Here is a 21394-nt window from a genome sequence, read left to right as displayed (position 1 = left end):
CGGGTGGTTCGGGGTGGTGCGGTGCTGGGTGGTGCGGGTGGTGCTGGGGCCGGTGCCCCGGCGGCGAGGTGATGGGTCCTCGCCGCCGGGAACCGGTCGGGTCAGCGCAGCGAGGCGATGACCGCGTCGGCGTCGCGCGCCAGGGCAGCCGCAGCCGCCGCATCACGGACGTTGGACGTGGACTTCGTTGCGGCGATGAACCCCTCGAGCTGCGAGATGGCTGCACTGGTGCGGCCACCCGCGATGTGCTTCTCCGCCTGCTGGAGTCGCTTCTCGAGCTCCTTCTCGCCGGCGGGGGTGACGAGACCCTCGCGGGCCAGCCGCTCCGTCAGCGCCGTCAGCGTGAGGATCGAGGTCTTCGTGGTGAACGTCCTCGTCGTCGTCGTGACGAGACCAGCCTTGTCGGTCGCCTTGACGACGAGCGTGTGGCTGCCGAGCGAGAGGGTCCACAGCGCGAGCGGCTTGTCGGCCGCGACGGCGACGCCGTCGACGGTGGCCGTCACGGAGTCGATGCCGCTCGTGGCGTCCGTCGCCGTCCAGGTGATGTCGCCCGAGTTGCCGACCGAGGCTGCCTCGGCCGCGCCGGAGACCGCGACGGTCGGCGCCGTCTTGTCGAGCTTGATCGTCACCGACCCGACCTGGGAGACGTTGCCGCCGTTGTCGGTGGCCCGGTAGAGGACGGTGGTGGTGCCCTCGGTCGAGACGGTCAGGGCGGTGTTGGCGTTGACCCACGTCGTGCCGCCGTCGGTGGAGCGCTGGCGCGAGGCGACGGTGCCGTTGTCGGTCGCGTTGACCGTGACGGTGACGTTGCTCGTGTACCAGCCGTTCGCGCCGTTCGGGGTCGCCGGGTTCAGCGTCACCGAGACGGTGGGAGGCGTGACGTCAGCGACGCCGTCACCCGTGAAGGTCAGCGAGTCGAGGACGACCCCGCCCGTCGAGGTGACGTAGAGACGACCCGTTCCGGTGGGCTTCGACGACAGGGTCGCTGCCGCGTCGGTCCAGCCGGAGCCGTTCACCGCGATGGTGCCGAAGGGAGCCGCGGTCGGCGAGTCCCAACGGAGCGACAGGGTGCCGGTGCCCGTGGCGCGAGCGCTCACACCGGTGATGCCGACGAGGTTCGCCGGGTCCCAGGCCAGCCAGTCACCGGCGTCGAACGAGGTGACCTTGCGCAGGCCGCTCGCCGTGTCGTCGCCCGTGATCTCCACACCCTGCGTCGCGTCGGCCCACTCGGCCTCCTGCTTCTTCGGGTTGAGGATGAGCTGCTCGGTGGTGGTCGCACCGGGCAGGCCGTTGGCGCCGTTGTCGGTGTAGGTGATGACGACGACGCCGAAGATGTTCTCGGTCTCGCCGTGCTGCGTCGCGTCGGCCGGGGTCGGGATCGCGAACTGGCATCCCGTGCCCTGGCTCAGCGGGTGGGCGTGGGCGTCGTGGCCCAGGCCGAAGGTCCACGAGACGCGGGAGCACACCGTCGCGGTGCCGTCCTCGGGGTCGGTGGTCGTGACGTTGAACGGCACGGCCTGGCCCCAGTCGAAGAAGGCGCCGTTGGGCGGGGTGGTGATGTTCACCGTCGGAGCGACGTTGCCGACGCTGATGACGGTGCTCGTCAGACCACGCTTGCCCTCCGGGTCGGTGACCCGGAGCCGAGCGCTGTAGCGACCGAGCGTCGTGTAGGTGTACTGCGAGGTGGCTCCGGTGGCGTCGAAGGTGCCGTCACCGTCGAAGTCCCACTCGTAGGACAGGGCCCCACCCTCGGGGTCGACCGAAGCCGAGCCGTCGAAGGAGACCGTCAGGGGTGCAGTGCTGCTGCTCACCGGGGTGGCCTTGATGCTCGCCTGCGGCGCCTTGTTCCCGGGCGCGTAGTCGATGCGGTAGAGGCCCGCGTCGGGGTTCTGCCGGAAGAAGCCGTCGCCGTAGTCGAGGACGTAGAGCGAGCCGTCCGGCCCGAACTCGATGTCGATCGGGCTGTCGGTGATCGGCTGCCCGTTCGTCTCGAGGGCAGAGTTGGGCAGGAAGTGCGTGATGTGGTCGACGGGACCGTTCGGCCACTGCACGTCGAACACCGCGAGGTAGTCCTGCGAGAACTCGGCGAAGAACGCCTTCTTGTCCCAGTAGGCCGGGAACTTCGTCGTCGAGGTGTTGGCGGCGTCGAAGTGGTAGACCGGACCACCCATCGGGCCCTGGCCACCGGCCGGGGAGAAGTCGGTCAGCTCGGGCCACGGCTGGTGGGTGTTGTTGTCACCGTAGTAGAGCGTCGGCGCGGTGGCCGGCGGCACCTGTGCGAGGCCGGTGTTCCACGTCGAGTTGTTCAGCGCTCCGGCGTTGCAGTCGAACCACGGGCCGGGCGTCGCCGTCGCGAAGTTCCACTCGTTGTAGTTCGCGTTCGGGCCGTGGCAGTAGGGCCAGCCGCCGTTGATCGGCTTGGTGATGGCCGTGGTCTGCCACTCGACGTAGCCCATCGGGCCGCGCTGCGGGTCGGGCGCGCCGGCGTCGGGGCCGTAGTCACCCCACGAGACCGAGTTCGTGATCGGGTCGACGTCCATGCGGAACGGGTTGCGCAGGCCCATCGCGAAGATCTCGGGGCGCGCCTTGGCGGTGCCCGGGGTGAAGAGGTTGCCCGACGGGATCGTGTAGGACCCGTCGGCGCCGACCTTGATGCGCAGGATCTTGCCGCGCAGGTCGTTCGTGTTGCCGGCGCCCCGGCGGGAGTCGAAGCCGGGGTTGAAGCCGGGTGCGTTGTTGTTCGGCGCGTAGCCGTTGGCACCAGGGGCGCTCGCGGGCGTGTTGTCACCCGTCGAGAGGTAGAGGTTGCCGTCGGCGTCGAAGTCGACGTCACCGGCCACGTGGCAGCACTGGCCGCGCTGGACCTCGACCTTGATGATGACCTGCTCGCTCGCGAGGTCGAGCTTGTCGGTCGCGTCGTCCCACTTGAAGCGGCTGAGCTGGTTGTAGCCCTTCCACTGGTCCCAGTAGGACGCGTCGGCGCCGGCGGGCAGGCTGTTCGGCGCCGACCCCGTCGGCGTCGTCGTGACGTACGGCGCCGTCATCGTCCTGGGCGCGTAGTAGAGGTAGACCCACTTGTTCGTGTCGAAGTCGGGGTCGAGGGTGACGGTCTGGAGGCCGTCCTCCGAGTTGTTGTAGACCGACAGGGTGTTGATGACCTTGGTGACGCCGGTGTCGGGGTTGACGAGGCGCACGTCGCCGTTGCGGGCGGTCGTGAGCACACGGCGGTCGGGCAGGACAGCCATGTCGATCGGCTCGCCGGTGTCCTTGGTGAGCAGGATCTTCTCGTAGTTCGACCAGTCGAGCGCCGGCTCGGCGCCGTGGTCGACGCCGTCGTGGGCGACGGCGGGCGAGGCCATCACCCCGCCCAGCATGGTCGCGGCCAGGGCAGCTGCGGCAGTTGCCGCAAGTGCCCTCCGGCCTCTCAAACGACTTGTAGCATTCATCGGTACGTCCTTCTTGACAGAGACGGGCTGAGCCGGTCCCCGGGGGGCGCGCCGCTGCAACGGCATCTTGCGCCCTCCGGGGGCCGGTGTTTCCGGTATGCCGCCCCGCCGGCGTGTGACGGGGCTGCGGTCGTTCGGTGGCCGGGTCAGCCGCGGAGCGCGGCCATCGCGTCGTAGCTGACCTTGGAGAGCTCCAGCGACTGGTTCGGGGCGGCGGTGCCGCCGGGGGCGGTGTCCATCTCCCACATCGGGTTGTGCGCGCCCTTGGCGCCCACCCGACGCAGGAACGTCGAGTAGTCGATGTCGCCCTGACCGAACGGCGCCATGACGTAGCCGTTGGCCTGCGAGGTGTCGACCTTGCCGTCCTTCGCGTGGAAGAGCGGGAAGCGCATCGTCTGGGCCTCGACGACGCCGGCGGGGTCGAAGATCGAGGTGACGACCGACCCGTCGGGCGCGGTGTAGGACTTGTGCTTGTACTGCGCGACGTGCGCCCAGTAGATGTCCATCTCGAGGAAGACGTACTTCGGGTCGGTGTTGGCGAGGAAGTACTCGAGACGGCGGATGCCGGAGGACCGGGTCGGGCGGCCGCTGGCGTCGAGCGGCCCGCTGTCGAGCAGGAAGCTGTAGGCGATGTCGTGGTTGTGGGTGTAGAGCTTGAGACCGTGCGCGGCCGCACGCTCGCCGAAGAAGTTCCACCGAGCGGCCGCTGCCTCCCAGTCGGCGACGTAGGCGCTGCCGGTCGGGTCGCTGCCGGTGCCGATGTGGCCCATGCCGAGGATGTTGGCGATCTCGCACGCGGTGTCGAACTGCGCGATCGTCGCATCGGTGATGGTCGACGGGATGGAGCCGTGGTTGCCCTCGGCCTCGAGACCGAGGTCGTCGAGCCACGTGCGCAGGAGGGTGGCGCCGGCGACCGTGTTGAGGTCGGCACCGCCCTCGGCGTTGGCGTGCTGGCGGAAGCCGGCGAACTCGATCTGGCGGTAGCCGATCGACGAGAGCTCGGTCAGCACCTCCTTGAAGCCGGAGGCGTAGGGCGAGGCCAGCGGGTCACGGCTGACCGCGTCGCGCACGGTGTAGAGGATGATGCCGCGACGGGGCGCGGGGATGAGGATGCCGTTCGCGCCGGGGGCGGCCTTGGCCGCAGCACCGGTCATGGTCACGGCGGCCGCCATCCCCGTCGTCGCCGCGAAGAACTGGCGGCGGTTGAGGCCGAGCTTCGTGACGAGCTTCAGCGGGTTGACGTCGTTGTCGTTGTGCATGGTGTGCGTGCTCCTTCAGGGAGTGACAGAGACTTGGTTCGTACGTGTCGAGCTGGTCGAGCTGGTCGAACGGGTCTGGCTGGGGTGGAACGAGGCTCCTTTCGGCGCGGGCGACGTGTCTGCACGTGGTGGCTGGTCAGGACAGGGATGGAGACGGCACGCGGGCCCCGCCGATCGGGGTCCAGGACCCCTCCCGCTCCGCGCTGGTCTCGACCGCCGACAGGATCCGCTGCACCTGGAACCCGTCGGAGAAGGAGGGCCGAGGGTCGGTGCCCTCGGCGATCGCGGTGACGAGGTCGACCGCCTGGTGGGTGAAGGCGTGCTCGTAGCCGAGCACGTGGCCGGGGGGCCACCACCCCGCGACGTAGGGGTGGGTCGCCTCGGTGACGAGCACGCGGGTGAAGCCTGCGTCTCGCGCGTCGACCGTCGCGTCGTGGACGTTCAGGACGTTCATGTCCTCGAAGTCAAAGGCGAGTGAGCCGCGAGTTCCGTTGATCTCCAGGCGGATCGAGTTCTTACGGCCGGTGGCGAAGCGCGTGGCCTCGAACGTCGCCAGGGCTCCCCCGCTCATCCGCGACACGAGGACGGCGGCGTCGTCGACGGTGACCGCACCGCGCGTGGCGGATCCGTTGCCTGCCGATGTGCCACTGATGCCGCTCGTGCCGACGAGGCTGGGGTCGCTCACCGGACGTTCGCGCACGAACGTCTCGGTGAGGGCCGACACCCCGGTCAGCTGCTCGCCGGTGACGAACTGGGCGAGGTCGATGATGTGCGCACCGATGTCGCCGAGGGCGCCGGACCCGGCGCGCTCCTTCTGGAGCCGCCAGGTGAGCGGCGACTCGGGGTCGACGAGCCAGTCCTGGAGGTAGGCACCGCGCACGTGCACGATGCGGCCCAGCCGGCCCTCCTCGACGAGGCGGCGCGCATACGAGATGGCGGGCACCCGGCGGTAGGTGAAGCCGACCATCGACCGCACGCCGAGGGCGGCGGCGGCCTGCGCCGCCTGCACCATCCGCTCGGCCTCCTCGACGGAGTTGGCGAGCGGCTTCTCGCACAGCACGTGCTTGCCCGCCTCGAGCGCGGCGACCGCGATCTCGGCGTGGGTGTCGCCCGGCGTGCAGATGTCGATGATGTCGATGTCGTCGCGCTCGAGCAGGCGCCGCCAGTCGGTCTCGACGGACTCCCAGCCGAAGCGGTCCGCCGTGTCCCGGGCCGCAGCCTCGTTGCGCCCGGCGACGGCCGCGAGCCGCGGGACCGCCGGGACGTCGAAGTAGCTGCGTGCGTTGCGCCAGGCCTGCGAGTGGGCACGCCCCATGAAGGCGTAACCAATCATCCCCACCCCGAGGGCAGGCTTGCCAGAGTTCGTCATGTCGTCCTCACATCCGAGGTCAGTGGGTTCCGGTGGTCCCGATCCGCCGCCCGCGCCGGGTGACCCGGCGCGGGCAGCCGGCGATCAGGACTCGAAGCCCAGCGGCAGGTACTGCTCGACGTTGTCCTTGGTGACGACCGGCGCGTTGAGGACGATGCGCTTGGGCACCTCGACCTGGACGAGGTCGCTCAGGCCCTTGTTCTGGGCGATGAGGCGCGCGAGCTTGATGCCGTCGGCGGCCTGCGTGGGGGGGTAGATGACCGTGGCGGCCATCTTGCCCTCCTGGATCCAGCGCATGGCGTTGGCCGACCCGGCGCCGCCGATGAAGGCCATCTCGTGACGGTTCGCCTGGTCGAGGGCGGCCATGACGCCGACACCCTGGTCGTCGTCGTGGTTCCACAGGACGTCGATCTTCGGAGCGGCCTGGAGCAGGTTCGAGGCCTGCTTCTCGCCGGACTCAACGGTGAACTCGGCCGCGACGCGGTTGTCGACGGTCTGGTTGCACGCCTTGAGCGCATCGGCGAAGCCCTTGGAGCGGTCCTGCGTCAGGGGCAGTGCGTCGATGCCCGCGATCTCGGCGATGACCGGGTTGGTGAGGTTCTTCTCCTTGACGACCTGGCAGGCGTAGGTGCCGGCCGAGACGCCCATCCCGTAGTTGTCGCCGAGGATCGTCGAGCGTGCGGCGAACGGGCTGGAGAACTCGCGGTCGACGTTGATGACCGGGATGCCGGCCTGCATCGCCTTCGTCGCGACCTCGGTGAGGGCGGCGCCATCCGTCGGCAGCAGGACGATGGCGTCGACCTTGTCGTTGATGAAGGTCTCGATCTGGCTGATCTGGAGGCTCGCGTCGTTGGTGCCCTCCGCAGCCTTGAGCTCGACGTCGCTGTGCTTCTTGGCCTCTTCGAGCGCCGAGTTGTTGATGGCTGCGAGCCAGCCGTGGTCGGCCGCGGGGCCGGAGAAGCCGATGACGACCTTCTTGCCCGGAGCGTCGTTGCTGCTGCCCGCGTTGCCTGCCGGCTGCTGCGTCGAGGCGGCCGGCGTCGTGGCCGGCTCGTTGCTCGTGCAGCCCGCGGCGACGAGAGCAGCGCTCAGGGTGATCGCCGCGAAGGCAATGCGCTTGGTGGTGAGGGGAAGTGATGCAGACACGCTGACTCCTATGTGAGCGGGGTGGTGAGGTGATGCCGTGAGTTGTGGTGCAGCGCCTCGGGAAGTCCCCCCCTTGGCGAGTGGTCGACGCCCCCCTCGGTGGGAGAGGCCGACCGGACGACAGCCGTGGCGGCTAGGTCGACCTGGTGCGGGAGACCCGCTGTTGGAGCAGGACGGCGGCGACGATGATGGCTCCCTTTGCCACCGCCTGCGTGGAGGTGTCGAGGTTGTTGAGGGTGAAGACGTTGGTGAGCGTCGTGAAGATGAGCACGCCGAGGACCGTGCCGACGACGGTGCCGCGACCGCCGCTGAGGAGCGTGCCGCCGATGACGACGGCCGCGATGGCGTCGAGCTCGTAGAGCGTGCCGTGCGTCGAGGTGCCCGTCGTGGTGCGGGCCATGATCATGACGGCGGCGATGCCGCAGGCGATGCCGAGGAGGATGTAGAGGTACATCGTCTGACGCTGCACCCGGATGCCGGCGAGGCGGGCAGCCTCGGGGTTGCCGCCGATCGCGAGGGTCCGCCGGCCGAACGTCGTGCGGTTGAGCAGGATCCAGCCGACGACCGCGACGATGGCGAAGAGGATGACGAGCACCGGGATGCCGAGGACGCTGCCGCCGAAGAAGGTGATGAAGTCGCGGTCGCGGATGATCTGGGTGCGCCGCTTGGCGATGATCTCGGCGAGGCCTCGGGCCGCAGCGAGCATCGCGAGGGTGGCGATGAACGGCGCTATGCGCCCGTAGGCGATGAGCACTCCGTTGACGAGGCCGCATACGCCTCCGACGGCCAGCGCGGCGAACACCATGACGATCCAGTGGAAGTCGGCCGCGAGGGTCTGGGTGGCGACGGTCGTCGCCCACACCGACGAGAGCGCGACGATCGCGCCGACCGACAGGTCGATGCCGCCGCCGCAGATGACGAAGGTCATGCCGACGCTGACGACGCCGATGACCGAGCCGAGGCGCAGGATCGTCAGGGCGTTCTCGGGGCTGGCGAAGCGGTCGCCCGCCGTGATGATGCCGACGATGATGAGCAGCACGAGCGCGACGACGAGACCCGCGTTGCGTCCGAGCGGCCCGCCGAGGAAGCCGGCGATGCCGCCCGCGCGCGCGGGCGCTCCCCCGACCGGGGGACCCTGGGTGCTGGTGTCGTGCCCACCCCCCGTGCCCCCGTCTGGCGCCTGGTCTCCCGGCGTCTGGTCGACCTTCGTGACGTCGGCGCTCATGCCGCGTCTCCCTTCAGGATGATGTCGAGGACGGCGTGCTCGTCGAGCTCGTCGGCGAGGCCCTCGTGGCGGACGGTGCGGTCGGCGAGGACGAGCACCCGGTTGGAGAGCCCCAGCACCTCAGGGATCTCGCTGGAGACGACGACGACGGCGACGCCGTCGTCGGTGAGGCGGCGGATCAGGGCGTAGATCTCGGAGCGGGCGCCGACGTCGACGCCACGGGTGGGCTCGTCGAGCAGGAGCACGCGGCAGCCGCGGAGCAGCCAGCGCGCGAGGACGACCTTCTGCTGGTTGCCGCCCGAGAGGGTGCGCGACTCGCGGTGGATCCCCCGGGGCCGCACGTCGAGCGACTCCAGCAGCTCCTCGGCCGAGGTGTTCTCGCCGTCACGGTCGAGCAGGCCCGCACGCGAGAAGCGGGCGAGGGACGCGAGGCTGATGTTGGACGCCAGCGACGCACCGAGCACGAGCGCCTGGCTCTTGCGCTCCTCAGGGCAGAGGCCGATCCCGGCGGACACCGCGGCGGGCACCGAGCCGGGCCGTACGAGGCGGCCGTCGACCGTCACGGTGCCGGTCGTCGCCTTGCGCGCCCCGAAGATCGTCTCGACGACCTCGGAGCGGCCGGAGCCGACGAGACCCGCGAGCCCGACGACCTCACCGGGGTGCACGTCGAAGCTGACGCCCGAGAACTCGCCCGTGCGGCCCAGACCCTCGACCCGCAGGAGCGGCTCGCCGGCAGGCACCTCGGGCTTGGGCGGGAAGACGTACTCGATCGAGCGCCCGGTCATGTGCCGGATGAGCTCCTGGGTCGGGGTCGTCTTGGCGTCGAGGCCGGTCGTCACCGTGCGGCCGTCCTTGAGGACGGTCACCCGGTCGCCGATCTCGCGGATCTCCTCGAGGCGGTGGGAGATGTAGATGACGGCGACGCCCTGGTCGGTGATCTCGCGGATGACGCGGAAGAGCTGGCTCACCTCGCCGGCGTCGAGGACGGCCGAGGGCTCGTCCATGATGATGAGCTTCGCGTCGAGGGAGAGGGCGCGGGCCATGCTGACGATCTGGCACGAGGCGGCCGAGAGCGTGCCGACCTCGGCGGCGGGCGAGATCTCGGAGTGGCCGAGCCGGGCGAGCAGTGCCGCCGCCTCGCGGCGGGCCGCGGATCGCTGCGAGAAGCCGAAGCGCGTCTGCTCGTGCCCGAGGAAGATGTTCTCGGCGACGGAGAGGCCCTCGACGAGGTCGAGCTCCTGGTACATCGTCGCGACGCCGAGGTCCATCGCGGCCTGCGGGTGGCTGAGGGTGACCTGCTCGCCCTCCCACTCGATCGTGCCCTCGTTGGGCTCGTGGACGCCGGCGAGCACCTTGATGAGCGTGCTCTTGCCTGCGCCGTTCTGGCCGAGCAGGCAGTGCACCTCACCGCGCTGGACGTCCAGGTCGACGCCGCCGAGGGCGACGACCCCGGGGAATCGCTTCACCACGCCGGTCATGCGCAGGAGAGGGGCGTTCGCCTCGTCTCGTCGTCGAGATGTCATGCGTCACACCGTGGACCACTTCTGTCGGGGCGTCAAGCAAAAGTTTGTAATCGATCTGACAAAGACTGATTCGTGACATGCAGAAGCCGGATGTGCTTCACTTCGAAGGTGCGTATCGCCCCGTCCTCGCAGCCCATTGCGCCGTCGACCGGCGCAGGTGAGCTGCTCCAGCTGCTGCGCGACCAGACACCGCGCACTCGGGCGGAGCTCGCCAAGCTGACCGGCCTGGCCCGGTCGACGGTGGGGGCCCGGGTCGATGCCCTGCTCGCCAGCGGGCTGCTCGCCCCGAGCGGCGAGGCCGCCTCCACCGGGGGTCGCCCGCCGGTGCGCTTCGCCTTCAACCCGGAGGCCCGCGTCGTCGTGGGAGCCGACCTCGGAGCCACCCACGGCCGCATCGCGCTGACGGACCTCGCGGGGCGTCCGCTCTGCGAGCTCGGGGAGGACGTCGCCATCACCGACGGACCCGGCACCGTGCTCGACTGGGTGACGTCGACGACCTCGCGGATGCTCGACATGACCGGCCGCACGACGCACGACCTCATCGGGGTCGGCATCGGCGTGCCCGGTCCGGTCGAGCACTCGAGCGGGCGCCCGAAGCGCCCGCCGATCATGCCCGGCTGGGACAACTACGACGTGCCGGCCCACGTCGGCCGTGTCTTCGACGTGCCCGTCCTCGTCGACAACGACGTCAACATCATGGCGCTCGGCGAGCACGCCGTCGCCCATCCCGACGTCGAGCACCTCCTCTTCGTCAAGGTCGCCACCGGCATCGGTGCGGGCATCATCAGCGGTGGCCGGCTCCACCGCGGAGCGGTCGGCGCAGCCGGCGACCTCGGTCACGTCGCAGCCCCACACGCGCCCGAGGTGCTGTGCTCCTGCGGCAACCTCGGGTGTCTCGAGGCAGTGGCGAGCGGCCCGGCGATCATGCGAGCCCTCGCCGAGATCGGCATCTCCGCCTCGTCGAACGCCGACATCGTCGACCTCGTGCGCGGCGGCAACATCCCCGCGGCCCACGCCGTTCGCCAGGCCGGCCGCACCATCGGCGAGGTGCTCGCCACCTGCGTCAGCCTGCTCAACCCGTCGGTCATCGTCATCGGCGGCTCCCTCGCCCAGGCGGGCGAGAGCCTCATCGCCGGGGTCCGCGAGGTCGTCTACGGGCGCTCGCTCCCCCTCGCCACGAGCGACCTGCAGATCGTCGCGGCGACGACCGGCGTCCAGGCGGGCGTCATCGGGGCCGCGACCATGGTCATCCAGCACGCCCTCGCGGCCGACCGGGTCGACCTCGCGATCGCCGCGCAGTCCGCGTCCTGACCGCGGGCGGCGCAGGCCCACCACAATGGGTCCATGACCGATCACCGCCGCGTCGACACCTGGCTCACCGACATGGACGGCGTGCTCGTCCACGAGGAGGACGCCATCCCGGGGGCGTCCGAGTTCGTCGAGGTGCTCAAGGCGTCGGGCAAGCGCTTCCTCGTGCTGACCAACAACTCGATCTTCACCCCCCGCGACCTCGCGGCTCGCCTGCGCGGCAGCGGGATCGACGTGCCCGAGCAGGCGATCTGGACCTCCGCCCTGGCGACCGCGCAGTTCCTCGCGGAGCAGCGCCCGGAGGGCAGTGCCTACGTCGTCGGCGAGGCGGGGCTCGTCACGGCGATGCACGACGTCGGCTACGTCATGACCGACCGCGACCCCGACTACGTCGTGCTCGGCGAGACGCGCACCTACTCCTTCGAGGCGATCACTCGCGCAATCCGCCTGATAGAGAAGGGAGCCCGCTTCATCGCGACCAACCCCGACCCGAGCGGGCCGAGCCCGGCCGGCACCCTCCCGGCGACCGGCTCGGTCGCGGCCCTCATCTCCACCGCCACCGGCCGCCAGCCGTACTACATCGGCAAGCCGAACCCGCTCATGATGCGTAGCGCCCTCAACCGGCTCGACGCCCACTCCGAGACGACGCTCATGGTCGGCGACCGCATGGACACCGACATCATCAGCGGCCTCGAGGCCGGCCTCCGCACCGTGCTCGTCCTCACCGGATCGACGAGCCGCGCCCAGATCGAGCACTTCCCCTACCGCCCGACCCGGGTCGTCGACTCCGTGGCCGACCTCGTCGAGCTCGTGGGCGACCCCGACCCCAGCTGACGATCCCGTATGCCGTGCGGCCCGCCACGCGGCATACCGCGGGGTCAGCGGGTGGCCGCTGGGCGACCTGCGGCCTCAGCCCGTGACGACTGAGCGGCCCGAATCCGCCCACGCCCCAATCCCGCCCGCGAGATGGTAGACGTGGGTGAAACCGGCGCCGGTCATCGCGGCCACCGCGGCGGCCGACCGGTTGCCCGAGTGGCAGTAGACGGCATACGACCCGGCCCGGTCGAGCGCGGCGATGCGCGTCGCGAAGTCAGGCGCCGAGACGTCGATGTTGACGGCACCCGGGAGGTGGCCCTGGGCGTACTCCGCGGGCGTGCGCACGTCGACGACGGTCGTGCCCGGGGTGGCCAGCGCGGCGGCGAAGGTGTCGGCGTCGACCATGGCCCCGGAGGATGGTGCGACCGCGGCGCTGGTGACGCTGGTGGCGGTGGTCGTCCCCTGCGGCGCCGGATCCGCACCGCAGGCCGCGACGCCTCCGCCCGCGAGGACGGCCACGAGGACGAGTGCGGCGGATGCGGGTCGGATCTTCACGAGGGCTCCTTCGGTGGTGCGAGTCGCTACCACCATACCCCTCTGGGTATCCGTCGCCCCCCATCGAAAGAGCACTCCGTCGGCTGCCCGCCCCCCCGATGGCAATCGAAAGAGCAGTTCGTCGCCCTTCCACGCGACCGCACAGGCCCGCTCGGCGGCGACGAACTGCTCTTTCGATTGGTGGGGGCGCGCCGCGGTGGCGACGAACTGCTCTTTCGATGGTGAGGATCAGGCCTTGTGGTGCGACGGGGCGAGTGCGAAGACCGGTGTGTCGATCCCCTCGAGCCGGGCCTTGAGCTGCATGGCGAGGTAGCGGGAGTAGTGGCGCGACTGGTGGAGGTTGCCGCCGTGGAACCACAGGTTGTCCTGCTGCGTGGGCTTCCACATGTTGCGCAGCTCGCCCTCCCACGGCCCCGGGTCCTTCGTCGTGTCGGAGCCGAGCCCCCAGCACTTGCCGACGGTGTCGGCGACCTCCTGGCTGATGAGCTGCGCGGCCCAGCCGTTCATCGAGCCGTAGCCGGTGGCGTAGACGACGGCGTCGGCCTCGAGCTCAGTGCCGTCCGCGAGCACGACGGCGTGCTCGGTCAGGTGGTCGACCTGCCCTCGCACGAGCCGGATCGCGCCCTTGGCGATGAGCTCCGAGGCGCCGATGTCGATGTAGTAGCCCGACCCGCGCCGGAGGTACTTGAGGAAGAGGCCCGAGTCGTCGTCGCCGAAGTCGAGGTCGAAGCCCGCGGCCTCGAGTGCGGCGTAGAAGTCCTTGTCCTGCTCGCGGATCGCGTCGAACGCCGGTCGCTGGAAGTCCGCGAGGATCTTGTAGGGGATGGAGGCGAAGACGAGATCCGCTGTCTCGTGGTCGATTCCGGCGGCGACGGCCTCCTCGGAGTAGAGCGGTCCGAGCACCTTGTCCATGAGCGAGTCGGACTTCACGATGTGGGTGCTCGAGCGCTGGAGCATGATCGGCTCGGCGCCGTTCTGCCACAGGTCGGCACAGATGTCGTGGGCCGAGTTGTTCGACCCGATGACGACGACCTTCTTGCCCGCGTAGCGCGCCCCTCCGGGGTGCTTGCTGCTGTGGTGCTGGTCGCCACGGAAGACGTCGTGCCCCGGCAGGGTCGGCACGTTCGGTATGCCGCTCATGCCCGTCGCGAGCACCAGCTGCGACGGGTGGAGCACGACCTCACGACCCTCCCTCGTGACGTGGACGGTCCACGTGCCGGTGGCGTCGTCGAAGGAGGCCGAGGTCGCCTCGGTGTTGCTCCAGTAGTCGAGCTCCATGACCGTGGTGTAGCTCTCCAGCCAGTCGCCCATCTTGTCCTTGGGGGTGAAGACGGGCCAGTGGTCGGGGAAGGGGAGGTAGGGCATGTGGTCGTACCAGACCGGGTCGTGCAGGCAGAGCGAGTGGTAGCGGCTGCGCCACTGGTCGCCCGGCCGGGGGTACTTGTCGATGACGAGCGTCGGCACGTCGAGACGCTTCAGCCGGGCCGCGAGCCCGATGCCGCCCTGCCCGCCGCCGACGACGAGCACGTAGGGCTCGGCGTCGACGCCGTAGGACTCGACCTGCTGCCGGCGCCGGTCGAGCCAGTTCTCGGTCGAGACGTTGACCCCGTGCTCGGCGCCGCGCGGCCGGCGCGTTCCCGACGGCTCAGGGTGGTCCTTGAGGGCCTGGGCACTCGTGAGGAGCGTCCACGCCTTGCCGTCGCGCACGCGGACGAGGCCCTTGCCCGTGAAGGTCGCGTTGCCGAAGGTGAACCACGCCTCGGCCACCCCGTCGGCCTGCGACTCCGAGGTGGTCACCAGCTCTCCGGGCCAGGCGCCGGTCCCGACGCTGCCGAGCATGGTCGCGATCGCGTCGCGCCCCTCGGACGTGTGGATGTTCCACGTCATGCTGATGAGGTCGCGCCAGTAGCACTCCTCACCGAAGAGGTCTGTCACCCGGTCGGTCTCACCGGAGGCCAGGGCCTCGCCGAAGCTCTCGAGCCAGGCGCCCGCCGTCAGCTGCTCACCCATCGCCAACTCCTTTGTCCACGTGGTGGGTCGTTCCGGCAGACGCTAGGAGCCCGCCGCCGGCCGCGACAGAGTTGCAGAACGTTGCACCCCCGATCGAAAGAGCAGTTCGTCGGGTGGGCGAGCGCCCCGGGCGGCAATCGAAAGAGCAGTTCGTCGCCCTCCCACGGGGCCGCGCCGGCGCGCACGACGGCGACGAACTGCTCTTTCGATTGTGTGCGTGTGGGGGGTCAGGTGGGGTCGGGGCGCACCGTGGCCGGGGCGGTGAGGCGGTAGGGCCGGCTCTCGATGAGCCCGCCGAGGCGCTTGCGCAGCCGGGACATCTCGGCGCGGATCGTGACGGGCGAGCCCACCCCGTCGAGCCGGGACATCAGGGCGGCCGTGTCGAGGCCCGCCGGGTGCTCCGCGAGCAGGGCGACGATCTCGGCGTGGCGCTCGCTGAGCGGCACCTCGACGGTCGTGTCGCCGCTCGCGACGACGACGTGCGCGGGCGGGCGCCGCACGACCTCCACCCGCACGGCGGCGGCGAGCGCGACGTCCTCGTGCAGCACCCACCCGCCGCTGATCGCCTCCGCCCGCACCTGCCCGATCTCGGGCACCCAGAGCGAGCCGGCCCGCAGGCTGCTCGGCACCCACACCCGCTCGCCGACGCCGTAACCCTCCGCCCGGGCCACCCACCCGTGACGGTCGACGACGACGAAACGTCCGGCGCCGGCATACGGCTCACTCGCCCGCGCGACCCGGCGCAGGTCGCGGTCGTGCTCCCCCGCGAGCTTCTCGACCGCCTCGCGCACGGCCATCGTCACGAGCATGAGCGTGTGGGGGTGGGCGGTGCGGAAGGCACCGCTCAGCGTGACGACGCCGAGCGGCATACGGGCTCGGCGGTCGAGGATCGGGGCACTCGTGCAGACCCACGCGTGCTGGTCCTCACGGGCGTGCTCCGGACCGAAGATCTGGACGGGACGCCGCTCCTCCATCGCCGTGCCGAGCGCGTTGGTGCCGACGTCGCCCTCGCGCCAGCGGGCGCCCTCGACGAAGCCGAGGCCGTCGCTCTGCCGGCGCACGGGCGAGGGGCCGAACATCCAGAGCGGGTAGCCCTCGTCGTCGCTGATGACGAGCTCGTTGCCGGCTTCGTGCGCGAGCGGGAGGAGGCGCTCCTTGAGCAACGGCACGACCGAGCCGAGCAGCTGCGACCGCTCGCGGCGTCCGAGCAGGGCGTCGTCGGAGATCGGGCGCGACACCTTGTCGCCTTCCGGCGTCTGCCGCAGCCACGACCGGGCCACCACCCCGCGCGCACCCTGCGGCACCTCACGCGTGTGCGACCACGTGCGGTGCAGGCGCAGGAGGTCACGCGCCTTGGCTGCGGGATCCTCGAACGCCGTCAGGGCGGCTTCGAGTCCGGAGGCTGTGGTCATGCGCACCTTTGCGACGGACATCTGGGACGGAGCGTGCGGTGGGTCGGCGCCGAGGGTCACCTCGGGACACCCGATCGTGACACGGCGGCACCGCCCTTGGGTAGGTCGCGAGAGGTCAGGCAGGGTCAGGCGCGGGTCAGTCGCCACCAAGGAGGCGCCGCCACCACGGCCTGCGGTCCTCGCGTTCGTGCTCGAGGCGCTGCGCCGCCTCGCGCTCGGCACGCGCCTGCCGCTCCTGCTCCTCGACCTCGTCCCGGAGGACGCGCCACTGGGCGACCATCTCGTCGGCGTCGAGGGTCTTCGCGATCATGGGCGGCAGGTTGCCGACCGCGGGTCGCAGCCGGTCGGCGAGCACGCGCTTGTTGTAGTCCTCGATGACCTCGCGGACGTTCGCCTCCGTGCGCACATCGGCCAGGGATGCGGGGTAGCCCGCCGCCTCCTTGCGCAGCGCGAGCGCACCGGGCAGCGCACCGCCGAGATCGAGGTTCTCGCGCGCGGCGAAACGCTTGAGCCACCAGTCGGGGTCGCCCGAGTCGCTGAGGTCGAGCGGCTTGCCCGCGCCGGGCAGGTTGTCGAAGTCGCCGCGCTCCTGCGCCTCGCGGATCTGCTTCTCCACGGGGCTCTCCCACGAGGGCTGACTAGCCATGGCGTCCACGCTAGACGATTCCGTATGCCGCATGGCGGGCAGCACTGCAGGGTGCGATCCGCTGCCGGCGGGGTACGTGCACTGGACGAGGGCGTGGGTCTGCCGATGGCCTGCGTGCGAAGAAGCCGGTCGAGTGACGAGGAGCGAAGACGTGAGCGAGCAGCGGGACCTCATGGCAGGTCGCTACCGACTGCAGCACCGCATCGGGTCTGGCGGCATGGGCCACGTGTGGCTGGCCTGGGACGAGCGGCTGAGCCGCGCCGTTGCCATCAAGCAGCTGCGCGCGCTCGCGGACCTCCCCGAGGACGAGGCCGCCGTCGCGCACGAGCGCGCGATGCGCGAGGCCCGCATCACGGCCCGGCTCGACCACCCGAACGCCGTGCCCGTCTTCGACGTGGTGGACCACGAGGGGCAACCGTGCCTCGTCATGCAGTACATCCCGTCACGCAGCCTCCACGAGCTCCTCCGGGCAGAGGGCACCCTGCCGCCACTGCGCGTCGCCAAGGTCGGCGGCGAGGTCGCCTCGGCCCTCGCCGCAGCGCACGCGGCGCGCATCGTGCACCGCGACGTGAAGCCGGGCAACATCCTCATCACCGACGACGGCACCGCCCTCATCACCGACTTCGGCATCTCGCGCGCCTTCGGCGACGTCTCGCTGACGTCGACGGGCATGCTGACGGGCACGCCCGCCTACCTCGCACCCGAGGTGGCGCGCGGGGCGAGCTCGACCCCCGCGTCCGACGTCTTCTCCCTCGGCGCGACCCTGTATGCCGCGGCGGAGGGCACGCCGCCCTTCGGGGCCGGCGACAACCCGATGGCCCTGTTGCACAAGGTCGCGTCGGGCACGATCGACCCGCCGCGGCAGGAGGGTGCGCTCGCCGACGTCCTGCTGACGATGCTCGACGCCGACCCGGATCGGCGGCCGACGATGGAGGAGGCATCGCGGGCCCTGTCACGCCTGGCCGACCGGGCCGCTGCGGGTGCCGGTGCGGGTGCCGGTGCCGGTGACGCTGCGGGTGCCGGCGAGCGGCCGGGGTCGACGAAGGTGCTGCCCGTCGCCGGCGCAGCCCTCGTGGGCGCCGGAGGCCTCGGAGCGCAGGGTGGTCACACCGTCGAGCTGCCGAGCGATCCGCCCCCGCCGCCCGTCTCCGCACCTGACTCCGCACCCGTTTCCGCGCCCCTCGGAACTCCCGCCGTCCAGCAGGCCCCCGCTCCCGCTCCCGCTCCCGCGCCCGATGCCGGGCCGGAGGGGGCGCCACCCGGCGCACCCGGAGCACCGGGCGACCTCGTCGACCCCGCGAGGCGGCGTCGGCGCGGGGCTGCGGTCCTGGCGGGCGCCCTCGTGCTGGTCCTCCTCGCCGTCTGGGCCGTGCAGCGCGCGAACGACCCCGCGAGCGAGGCGGCACCGGCACCACGCGTCACCGCTGCGACCTCCCCGTCGTCGACGGCCTCGCCCGCACCGACCTCCGCGTCCTCCTCCTCCTCGGCCGCCGCATCACCGACCTCACGTCCCGCGTCGCCCACCCCGACCCACAGGGGCACGCCGCCTGCGACGAGCTCGGCGCCCGCACCGAGCACCACCGCTGCACCCCCGGCCGGCGGCGGCGCGGTGACGGCGAGCGCCCTGAGCCGGGCGGTCCGCGACTACTACGCGCTGCTCCCGGGCAACACCGACGCGGGCTGGGCACGGCTGACCGAGCGCTACCAGCGCACGACGGCGACGAGCCGCGCCTACTACGACCGGTTCTGGGGGAGCATCAGCCGGGTCCAGGTCTCCCAGGTCACGAGCGAGGCACCCTCGTCGGTGGTCGCCACCCTGCGCTACGACTATGCCGACGGTCGGACGTTCATCGAGCGCACGTCCTACTCCCTCGTGCGCCAGGACGGCCAGCTCAAGATCGACCGCTCCTCGGTCCTCAGCAGCCGACAGACCTGACGACGCGGCGGCTTCGACCCCGTCCGTCCTAGGTCGTCCCCGGCGCCCCGGCACCGCCCGCAGCGTTGTCCTCACCGGCGTCCACAACGGGCACGGGCTGGATGCTCGGCCGCACGAGGAGGGCTGCGGTCTCACCGTCACCGATCTCGAGGCGGTCGCCGGTGATGACGAAGGCCTGCTCGGCGCCGAGCAGCTCGAGGAGGCGCTGCTCCTGGGCCATCGCCTCGGGCGGCCCGGCCATCCGGGTCGTCGCTGCGTTGCCGACGACGAGCAGCCCGTCGCGCACCTCGAACTCCCCCATGAGCCGGTTGACGCCCGTCGTGCCGGTGAGCCGGCCGTCGGCGCCGAAGGACAGCTGCGGCTTCGGCAACGCGGTCACCTCGCCGCCGAGCTCCTGGACCGTCCACTCCGTGCCGTGGATCGCGTTGTCACCCACGTTGTCAGCCACGTTGTCACCCACGTTGTCAGCCGCGTTCTCAGCCATGGGTCGACCCAAGCACACGACGAGGACGCGCGCAGACGAAGCGGCCTTCACAAGCGACCGATGACCTCGTCGAGCATCGCCTCGGTGAGCTTGCCGGTGAAGGTGTTCTGCTGGCTCACGTGGTAGCTGCCGACGAGCCGCACGCGGCGCCCGGAGGCCGTCGTCAGCACGGCCTCCGCGCCGTGGCCGAAGCGCGGCTTGGGAGTCGGCACCTGCCATCCGCGACGCCGCGCCGCGCCGATCGCCGCGTCCCAGGCGATCGAGCCGAGCGCGAGCATCGACCGGAGCCGCCCTTCCGAGAGCTCGAGGTCGCGGTCGAGCCAGGCCGCACACGTGGCCTTCTCCTCGGTCGTCGGCTTGTTCTCCGGCGGTGCGCACCGCACGGCAGCGACGATCCGCAGACCCCGCAGCACCTGCCCGTCGCCCGAGCTGACCGACGTCGGCCGGCTCGCGTAGCCCCCACGGTGCAACGCGGCATACAGCCAGTCGCCCGACCGGTCCCCGGTGAACATCCGGCCGGTGCGGTTGGTGCCGTTGGCCGCCGGGGCGAGCCCGACGACGAGGACCTCGGCGTCGGGGTCCCCGAACGACGGACCCGGGCGGCCCCAGTAGGGCTGGTCCGCGAACGACGCCCGCCGCCCCTCGACCGCCACCGTCTCGCGCCACGCGACGAGCCGTGGGCACGCCCGGCACACGCTGATCCGCGCATCGAGCTCCGGTATGCCGTCCGCTCCCTTCGCCAGCCGCCGCACCTGCGCGGGGGTGCGGGCCACGGGCGTCTCCGCAGTCGCCGGGTCACCGGGCCAGCCGGTCCCCGGCGGCACCGGGGACCGGAAGAGCCCACCGGTCACGGGGTGCGCGGCAGGGTTGGGAAGGTCGACGGGAGCCATGCCGGCAACGCTAGGCCGAATCCGCACCGGTGAACCACGATGGGCGGTACGACGTCCTTGGACCGGGAGCACCAGTGAGGAGGTGGGCCGGCATGTCGCTCGACGACGAGGCGGTCGCGGCGATCTACCGCGAGCACGGCCCGATGCTGCGCCGGGTCGTCTGGCGCGCGACGAGCGACGCCAACCGCGTGGAGGACATCGTGCAGGAGGTGATCCTGCGGGTGTGGCGGCAGGCGCCGGAGACCGACAACCTGCGTGCCTACCTGATCACGACGGCCCGGCACCTCATCGTCGACCAGCACCGCGCCGCGACCCGACGGCCGCAGCAGACCGCCCTCGTCGACCTACCCGTCGACGACGCCGACCTCGACCGTGCACTCGACCAGGTGCTCGTCGAGGAGGCGCTCGGCCGGCTGCAGCCCGATCACCGAGACGTCGTGCGCTGCCTCTACTACGAGCGTCTGAGCATCGCCGAGACCTCGAAGCGGGTCGGAGCACCCGAGGGCACGGTGAAGTCACGGGCCTACTACGCCGTGCGCAACCTGCGCGCCATCCTCGACGAGATGGGAGTGACGAGATGACCGTCGGATCCGATGACCTGCACGTCCTCCTCGGCGGCTACCTGCTCGGAGGACTGTCCGATGCCGACCACCGCGCCTTCACCGAGCACCTGCGCGGCTGCTCCGCGTGCCAGGCCGAGCTGGGGCAGGTGTCGGGGCTGCCGCGGTTGCTCGACCTCGCCGGGCCGGCCGGCGGCCCCCACCTCTCGCCTGATGCCGAAGCCGCGGAGGCAGTCGCTGTCGACGCGCCGGACGGGGTCGACGACGCGCGCGTCGCCCGGTTGCTCTCTGCCGTCGCCCAGAAGCGACGGACCCGGCGCCGGTGGCTCGCCGCCGTGGCTGCGGCCGCTGCGACGGTCCTCTTCGGCGCCGGCCTCTGGCTCGGCCCGCGGCTCACCGCTCCTCCAGATCTACCGACGACCCACGTCGTCGCGTCGCCCGCACCGGGATCGTCGGTCCGCGTCGACGTCGCCCTCGTGACCCGGGGCTGGGGCACCCAGCTCGACCTCGACTGCGAGGACATGCCGACGGCCGGGCAGCTGACCCTCTACGTCATCGACCGCCAAGGAGCCTCGACCGCGGCAGCGTCATGGCTCGGCACCCCCACGGGATACTCCCGGCTCACCGGGGCGACCGCCCTGCGACCCGACGAGATCCGACGGCTCGAGATCCGCGACGGTGCGGGACAGGTGCTCGCCTCGGCGACGACCTGAGCTCGGCCGCGCGGCCGAGCGGGCGTCGGGTCCGCTCCCTGGCCGGACCCGGCGCCCGCTGCACGTCGAGGGGCGGTGCGGGGCGGCCCCCTGCCC

General features: G+C 71.3%; 17 protein-coding genes. 5 read left to right on the top strand and 12 right to left on the bottom strand.

What is annotated here, in order from left to right:
• Window positions 1–101: 101 nt before the first annotated feature.
• The 6 genes from FBY41_RS19955 to FBY41_RS19930 form a co-directional block, all read right to left on the bottom strand.
• Complete coding sequence (locus FBY41_RS19955) at window positions 102–3359, bottom strand: PQQ-dependent sugar dehydrogenase (RefSeq protein ID WP_141847084.1); 3258 nt, start codon at window positions 3357–3359, stop codon at window positions 102–104.
• Window positions 3360–3592: 233 nt separating this feature from the next.
• Window positions 3593–4705 carry a sugar phosphate isomerase/epimerase family protein gene (locus FBY41_RS19950; RefSeq protein WP_141846470.1) on the bottom strand — a complete coding sequence of 371 codons (1113 nt, stop codon included), beginning with the start codon at window positions 4703–4705 and terminating at the stop codon, window positions 3593–3595.
• A gap of 136 nt (window positions 4706–4841) precedes the next feature.
• Window positions 4842–6074 (bottom strand): Gfo/Idh/MocA family protein, encoded by a 1233-nt coding sequence (locus tag FBY41_RS19945; RefSeq protein WP_141846469.1) that lies wholly within the window; start codon window positions 6072–6074, stop codon window positions 4842–4844.
• Between the two features lie 84 nt (window positions 6075–6158).
• Window positions 6159–7220 carry a substrate-binding domain-containing protein gene (locus FBY41_RS19940; RefSeq protein ID WP_141846468.1) on the bottom strand — a complete coding sequence of 354 codons (1062 nt, stop codon included), beginning with the start codon at window positions 7218–7220 and terminating at the stop codon, window positions 6159–6161.
• Between the two features lie 133 nt (window positions 7221–7353).
• Window positions 7354–8445 carry an ABC transporter permease gene (locus tag FBY41_RS19935; protein WP_141846467.1) on the bottom strand — a complete coding sequence of 364 codons (1092 nt, stop codon included), beginning with the start codon at window positions 8443–8445 and terminating at the stop codon, window positions 7354–7356.
• Entirely contained in the window at window positions 8442–9923 is a 1482-nt protein-coding gene (locus tag FBY41_RS19930) for a sugar ABC transporter ATP-binding protein (RefSeq protein WP_141847082.1), read from the bottom strand. Before FBY41_RS19930 ends, FBY41_RS19935 begins: the two co-directional genes overlap by 4 nt.
• A gap of 135 nt (window positions 9924–10058) precedes the next feature.
• On the opposite strand from FBY41_RS19930, the gene FBY41_RS19925 reads away from it, so the two are divergent.
• Both FBY41_RS19925 and FBY41_RS19920 read left to right on the top strand, forming a co-directional pair.
• Window positions 10059–11279: an ROK family transcriptional regulator gene (locus FBY41_RS19925; RefSeq protein WP_141846465.1), complete on the top strand. Its 1221-nt coding sequence runs from the start codon at window positions 10059–10061 to the stop codon at window positions 11277–11279.
• A 33-nt stretch (window positions 11280–11312) separates the two neighbouring features.
• On the top strand, window positions 11313–12110 hold the full coding sequence (locus FBY41_RS19920) for an HAD-IIA family hydrolase (protein WP_141846463.1): 798 nt from the start codon (window positions 11313–11315) through the stop codon (window positions 12108–12110).
• A 75-nt stretch (window positions 12111–12185) separates the two neighbouring features.
• Here the strand turns inward: FBY41_RS19920 and FBY41_RS19915 are convergent, their stop codons facing one another.
• The 4 genes from FBY41_RS19915 to FBY41_RS19900 form a co-directional block, all read right to left on the bottom strand.
• Entirely contained in the window at window positions 12186–12647 is a 462-nt protein-coding gene (locus FBY41_RS19915) for a rhodanese-like domain-containing protein (protein WP_260439935.1), read from the bottom strand.
• Between the two features lie 228 nt (window positions 12648–12875).
• Window positions 12876–14657, bottom strand: a complete 1782-nt coding sequence (locus FBY41_RS19910) for an NAD(P)/FAD-dependent oxidoreductase (RefSeq protein ID WP_141846459.1) — start codon at window positions 14655–14657, stop codon at window positions 12876–12878.
• A gap of 227 nt (window positions 14658–14884) precedes the next feature.
• A complete protein-coding gene (locus FBY41_RS19905) occupies window positions 14885–16069 on the bottom strand; it encodes a helix-turn-helix domain-containing protein (RefSeq protein WP_141846457.1) in 1185 nt (394 codons plus the stop codon).
• A gap of 136 nt (window positions 16070–16205) precedes the next feature.
• A complete protein-coding gene (locus FBY41_RS19900; protein ID WP_141846455.1) occupies window positions 16206–16715 on the bottom strand; it encodes a DnaJ family domain-containing protein in 510 nt (169 codons plus the stop codon).
• A 151-nt stretch (window positions 16716–16866) separates the two neighbouring features.
• On the opposite strand from FBY41_RS19900, the gene FBY41_RS19895 reads away from it, so the two are divergent.
• Window positions 16867–18651 carry a serine/threonine-protein kinase gene (locus FBY41_RS19895; RefSeq protein ID WP_185749174.1) on the top strand — a complete coding sequence of 595 codons (1785 nt, stop codon included), beginning with the start codon at window positions 16867–16869 and terminating at the stop codon, window positions 18649–18651.
• Window positions 18652–18679: 28 nt separating this feature from the next.
• Here FBY41_RS19895 and FBY41_RS19890 read toward each other — a convergent pair whose 3' ends face one another.
• Window positions 18680–19135: an META domain-containing protein gene (locus FBY41_RS19890; RefSeq protein WP_141846451.1), complete on the bottom strand. Its 456-nt coding sequence runs from the start codon at window positions 19133–19135 to the stop codon at window positions 18680–18682.
• Window positions 19136–19182: 47 nt separating this feature from the next.
• The gene (locus tag FBY41_RS19885; protein ID WP_141846449.1) at window positions 19183–20025 is read right to left on the bottom strand and encodes a uracil-DNA glycosylase; all 843 of its coding nucleotides are present in this window, start codon (window positions 20023–20025) and stop codon (window positions 19183–19185) included.
• 92 nt (window positions 20026–20117) lie between these two features.
• Between FBY41_RS19885 and FBY41_RS19880 the strand changes: the two genes are divergently transcribed.
• Together FBY41_RS19880 and FBY41_RS19875 are read left to right on the top strand one after the other, a co-directional pair.
• A complete protein-coding gene (locus tag FBY41_RS19880; protein WP_141846448.1) occupies window positions 20118–20606 on the top strand; it encodes a sigma-70 family RNA polymerase sigma factor in 489 nt (162 codons plus the stop codon).
• The gene (locus FBY41_RS19875; protein WP_141846446.1) at window positions 20603–21298 is read left to right on the top strand and encodes a zf-HC2 domain-containing protein; all 696 of its coding nucleotides are present in this window, start codon (window positions 20603–20605) and stop codon (window positions 21296–21298) included. The genes FBY41_RS19880 and FBY41_RS19875 overlap by 4 nt, the downstream gene beginning before the upstream one ends.
• The last annotated feature ends 96 nt before the right edge of the window (window positions 21299–21394 follow it).

Source organism: Humibacillus xanthopallidus, from assembly GCF_006716675.1.
Classification (GTDB): Bacteria; Actinomycetota; Actinomycetes; order Actinomycetales; family Dermatophilaceae; genus Humibacillus; species Humibacillus xanthopallidus_B.
The sequence above is the reverse complement of the archived record's forward strand: the minus strand, read 5'-3'. Positions and strand labels throughout refer to the sequence as shown.

Excerpts from the sequence above, each read along its gene's own strand:
- FBY41_RS19925 (WP_141846465.1), top strand. The coding sequence starts at position 10,059 with ATGTGCTTCACTTCGAAGGTGCGTATCGCCCCGTCCTCGCAGCCCATT.
- FBY41_RS19885 (WP_141846449.1), bottom strand. The coding sequence starts at position 20,025 with ATGGCTCCCGTCGACCTTCCCAACCCTGCCGCGCACCCCGTGACCGGT.
- FBY41_RS19950 (WP_141846470.1), bottom strand. The coding sequence starts at position 4,705 with ATGCACAACGACAACGACGTCAACCCGCTGAAGCTCGTCACGAAGCTC.
- FBY41_RS19920 (WP_141846463.1), top strand. The coding sequence starts at position 11,313 with ATGACCGATCACCGCCGCGTCGACACCTGGCTCACCGACATGGACGGC.
- FBY41_RS19935 (WP_141846467.1), bottom strand. The coding sequence starts at position 8,445 with ATGAGCGCCGACGTCACGAAGGTCGACCAGACGCCGGGAGACCAGGCG.
- FBY41_RS19945 (WP_141846469.1), bottom strand. The coding sequence starts at position 6,074 with ATGACGAACTCTGGCAAGCCTGCCCTCGGGGTGGGGATGATTGGTTAC.
- FBY41_RS19910 (WP_141846459.1), bottom strand. The coding sequence starts at position 14,657 with ATGGGTGAGCAGCTGACGGCGGGCGCCTGGCTCGAGAGCTTCGGCGAG.
- FBY41_RS19930 (WP_141847082.1), bottom strand. The coding sequence starts at position 9,923 with ATGACCGGCGTGGTGAAGCGATTCCCCGGGGTCGTCGCCCTCGGCGGC.
- FBY41_RS19905 (WP_141846457.1), bottom strand. The coding sequence starts at position 16,069 with ATGACCACAGCCTCCGGACTCGAAGCCGCCCTGACGGCGTTCGAGGAT.
- FBY41_RS19875 (WP_141846446.1), top strand. The coding sequence starts at position 20,603 with ATGACCGTCGGATCCGATGACCTGCACGTCCTCCTCGGCGGCTACCTG.
- FBY41_RS19955 (WP_141847084.1), bottom strand. The coding sequence starts at position 3,359 with ATGGCCTCGCCCGCCGTCGCCCACGACGGCGTCGACCACGGCGCCGAG.
- FBY41_RS19890 (WP_141846451.1), bottom strand. The coding sequence starts at position 19,135 with ATGGCTGAGAACGCGGCTGACAACGTGGGTGACAACGTGGCTGACAAC.
- FBY41_RS19880 (WP_141846448.1), top strand. The coding sequence starts at position 20,118 with ATGTCGCTCGACGACGAGGCGGTCGCGGCGATCTACCGCGAGCACGGC.
- FBY41_RS19900 (WP_141846455.1), bottom strand. The coding sequence starts at position 16,715 with ATGGCTAGTCAGCCCTCGTGGGAGAGCCCCGTGGAGAAGCAGATCCGC.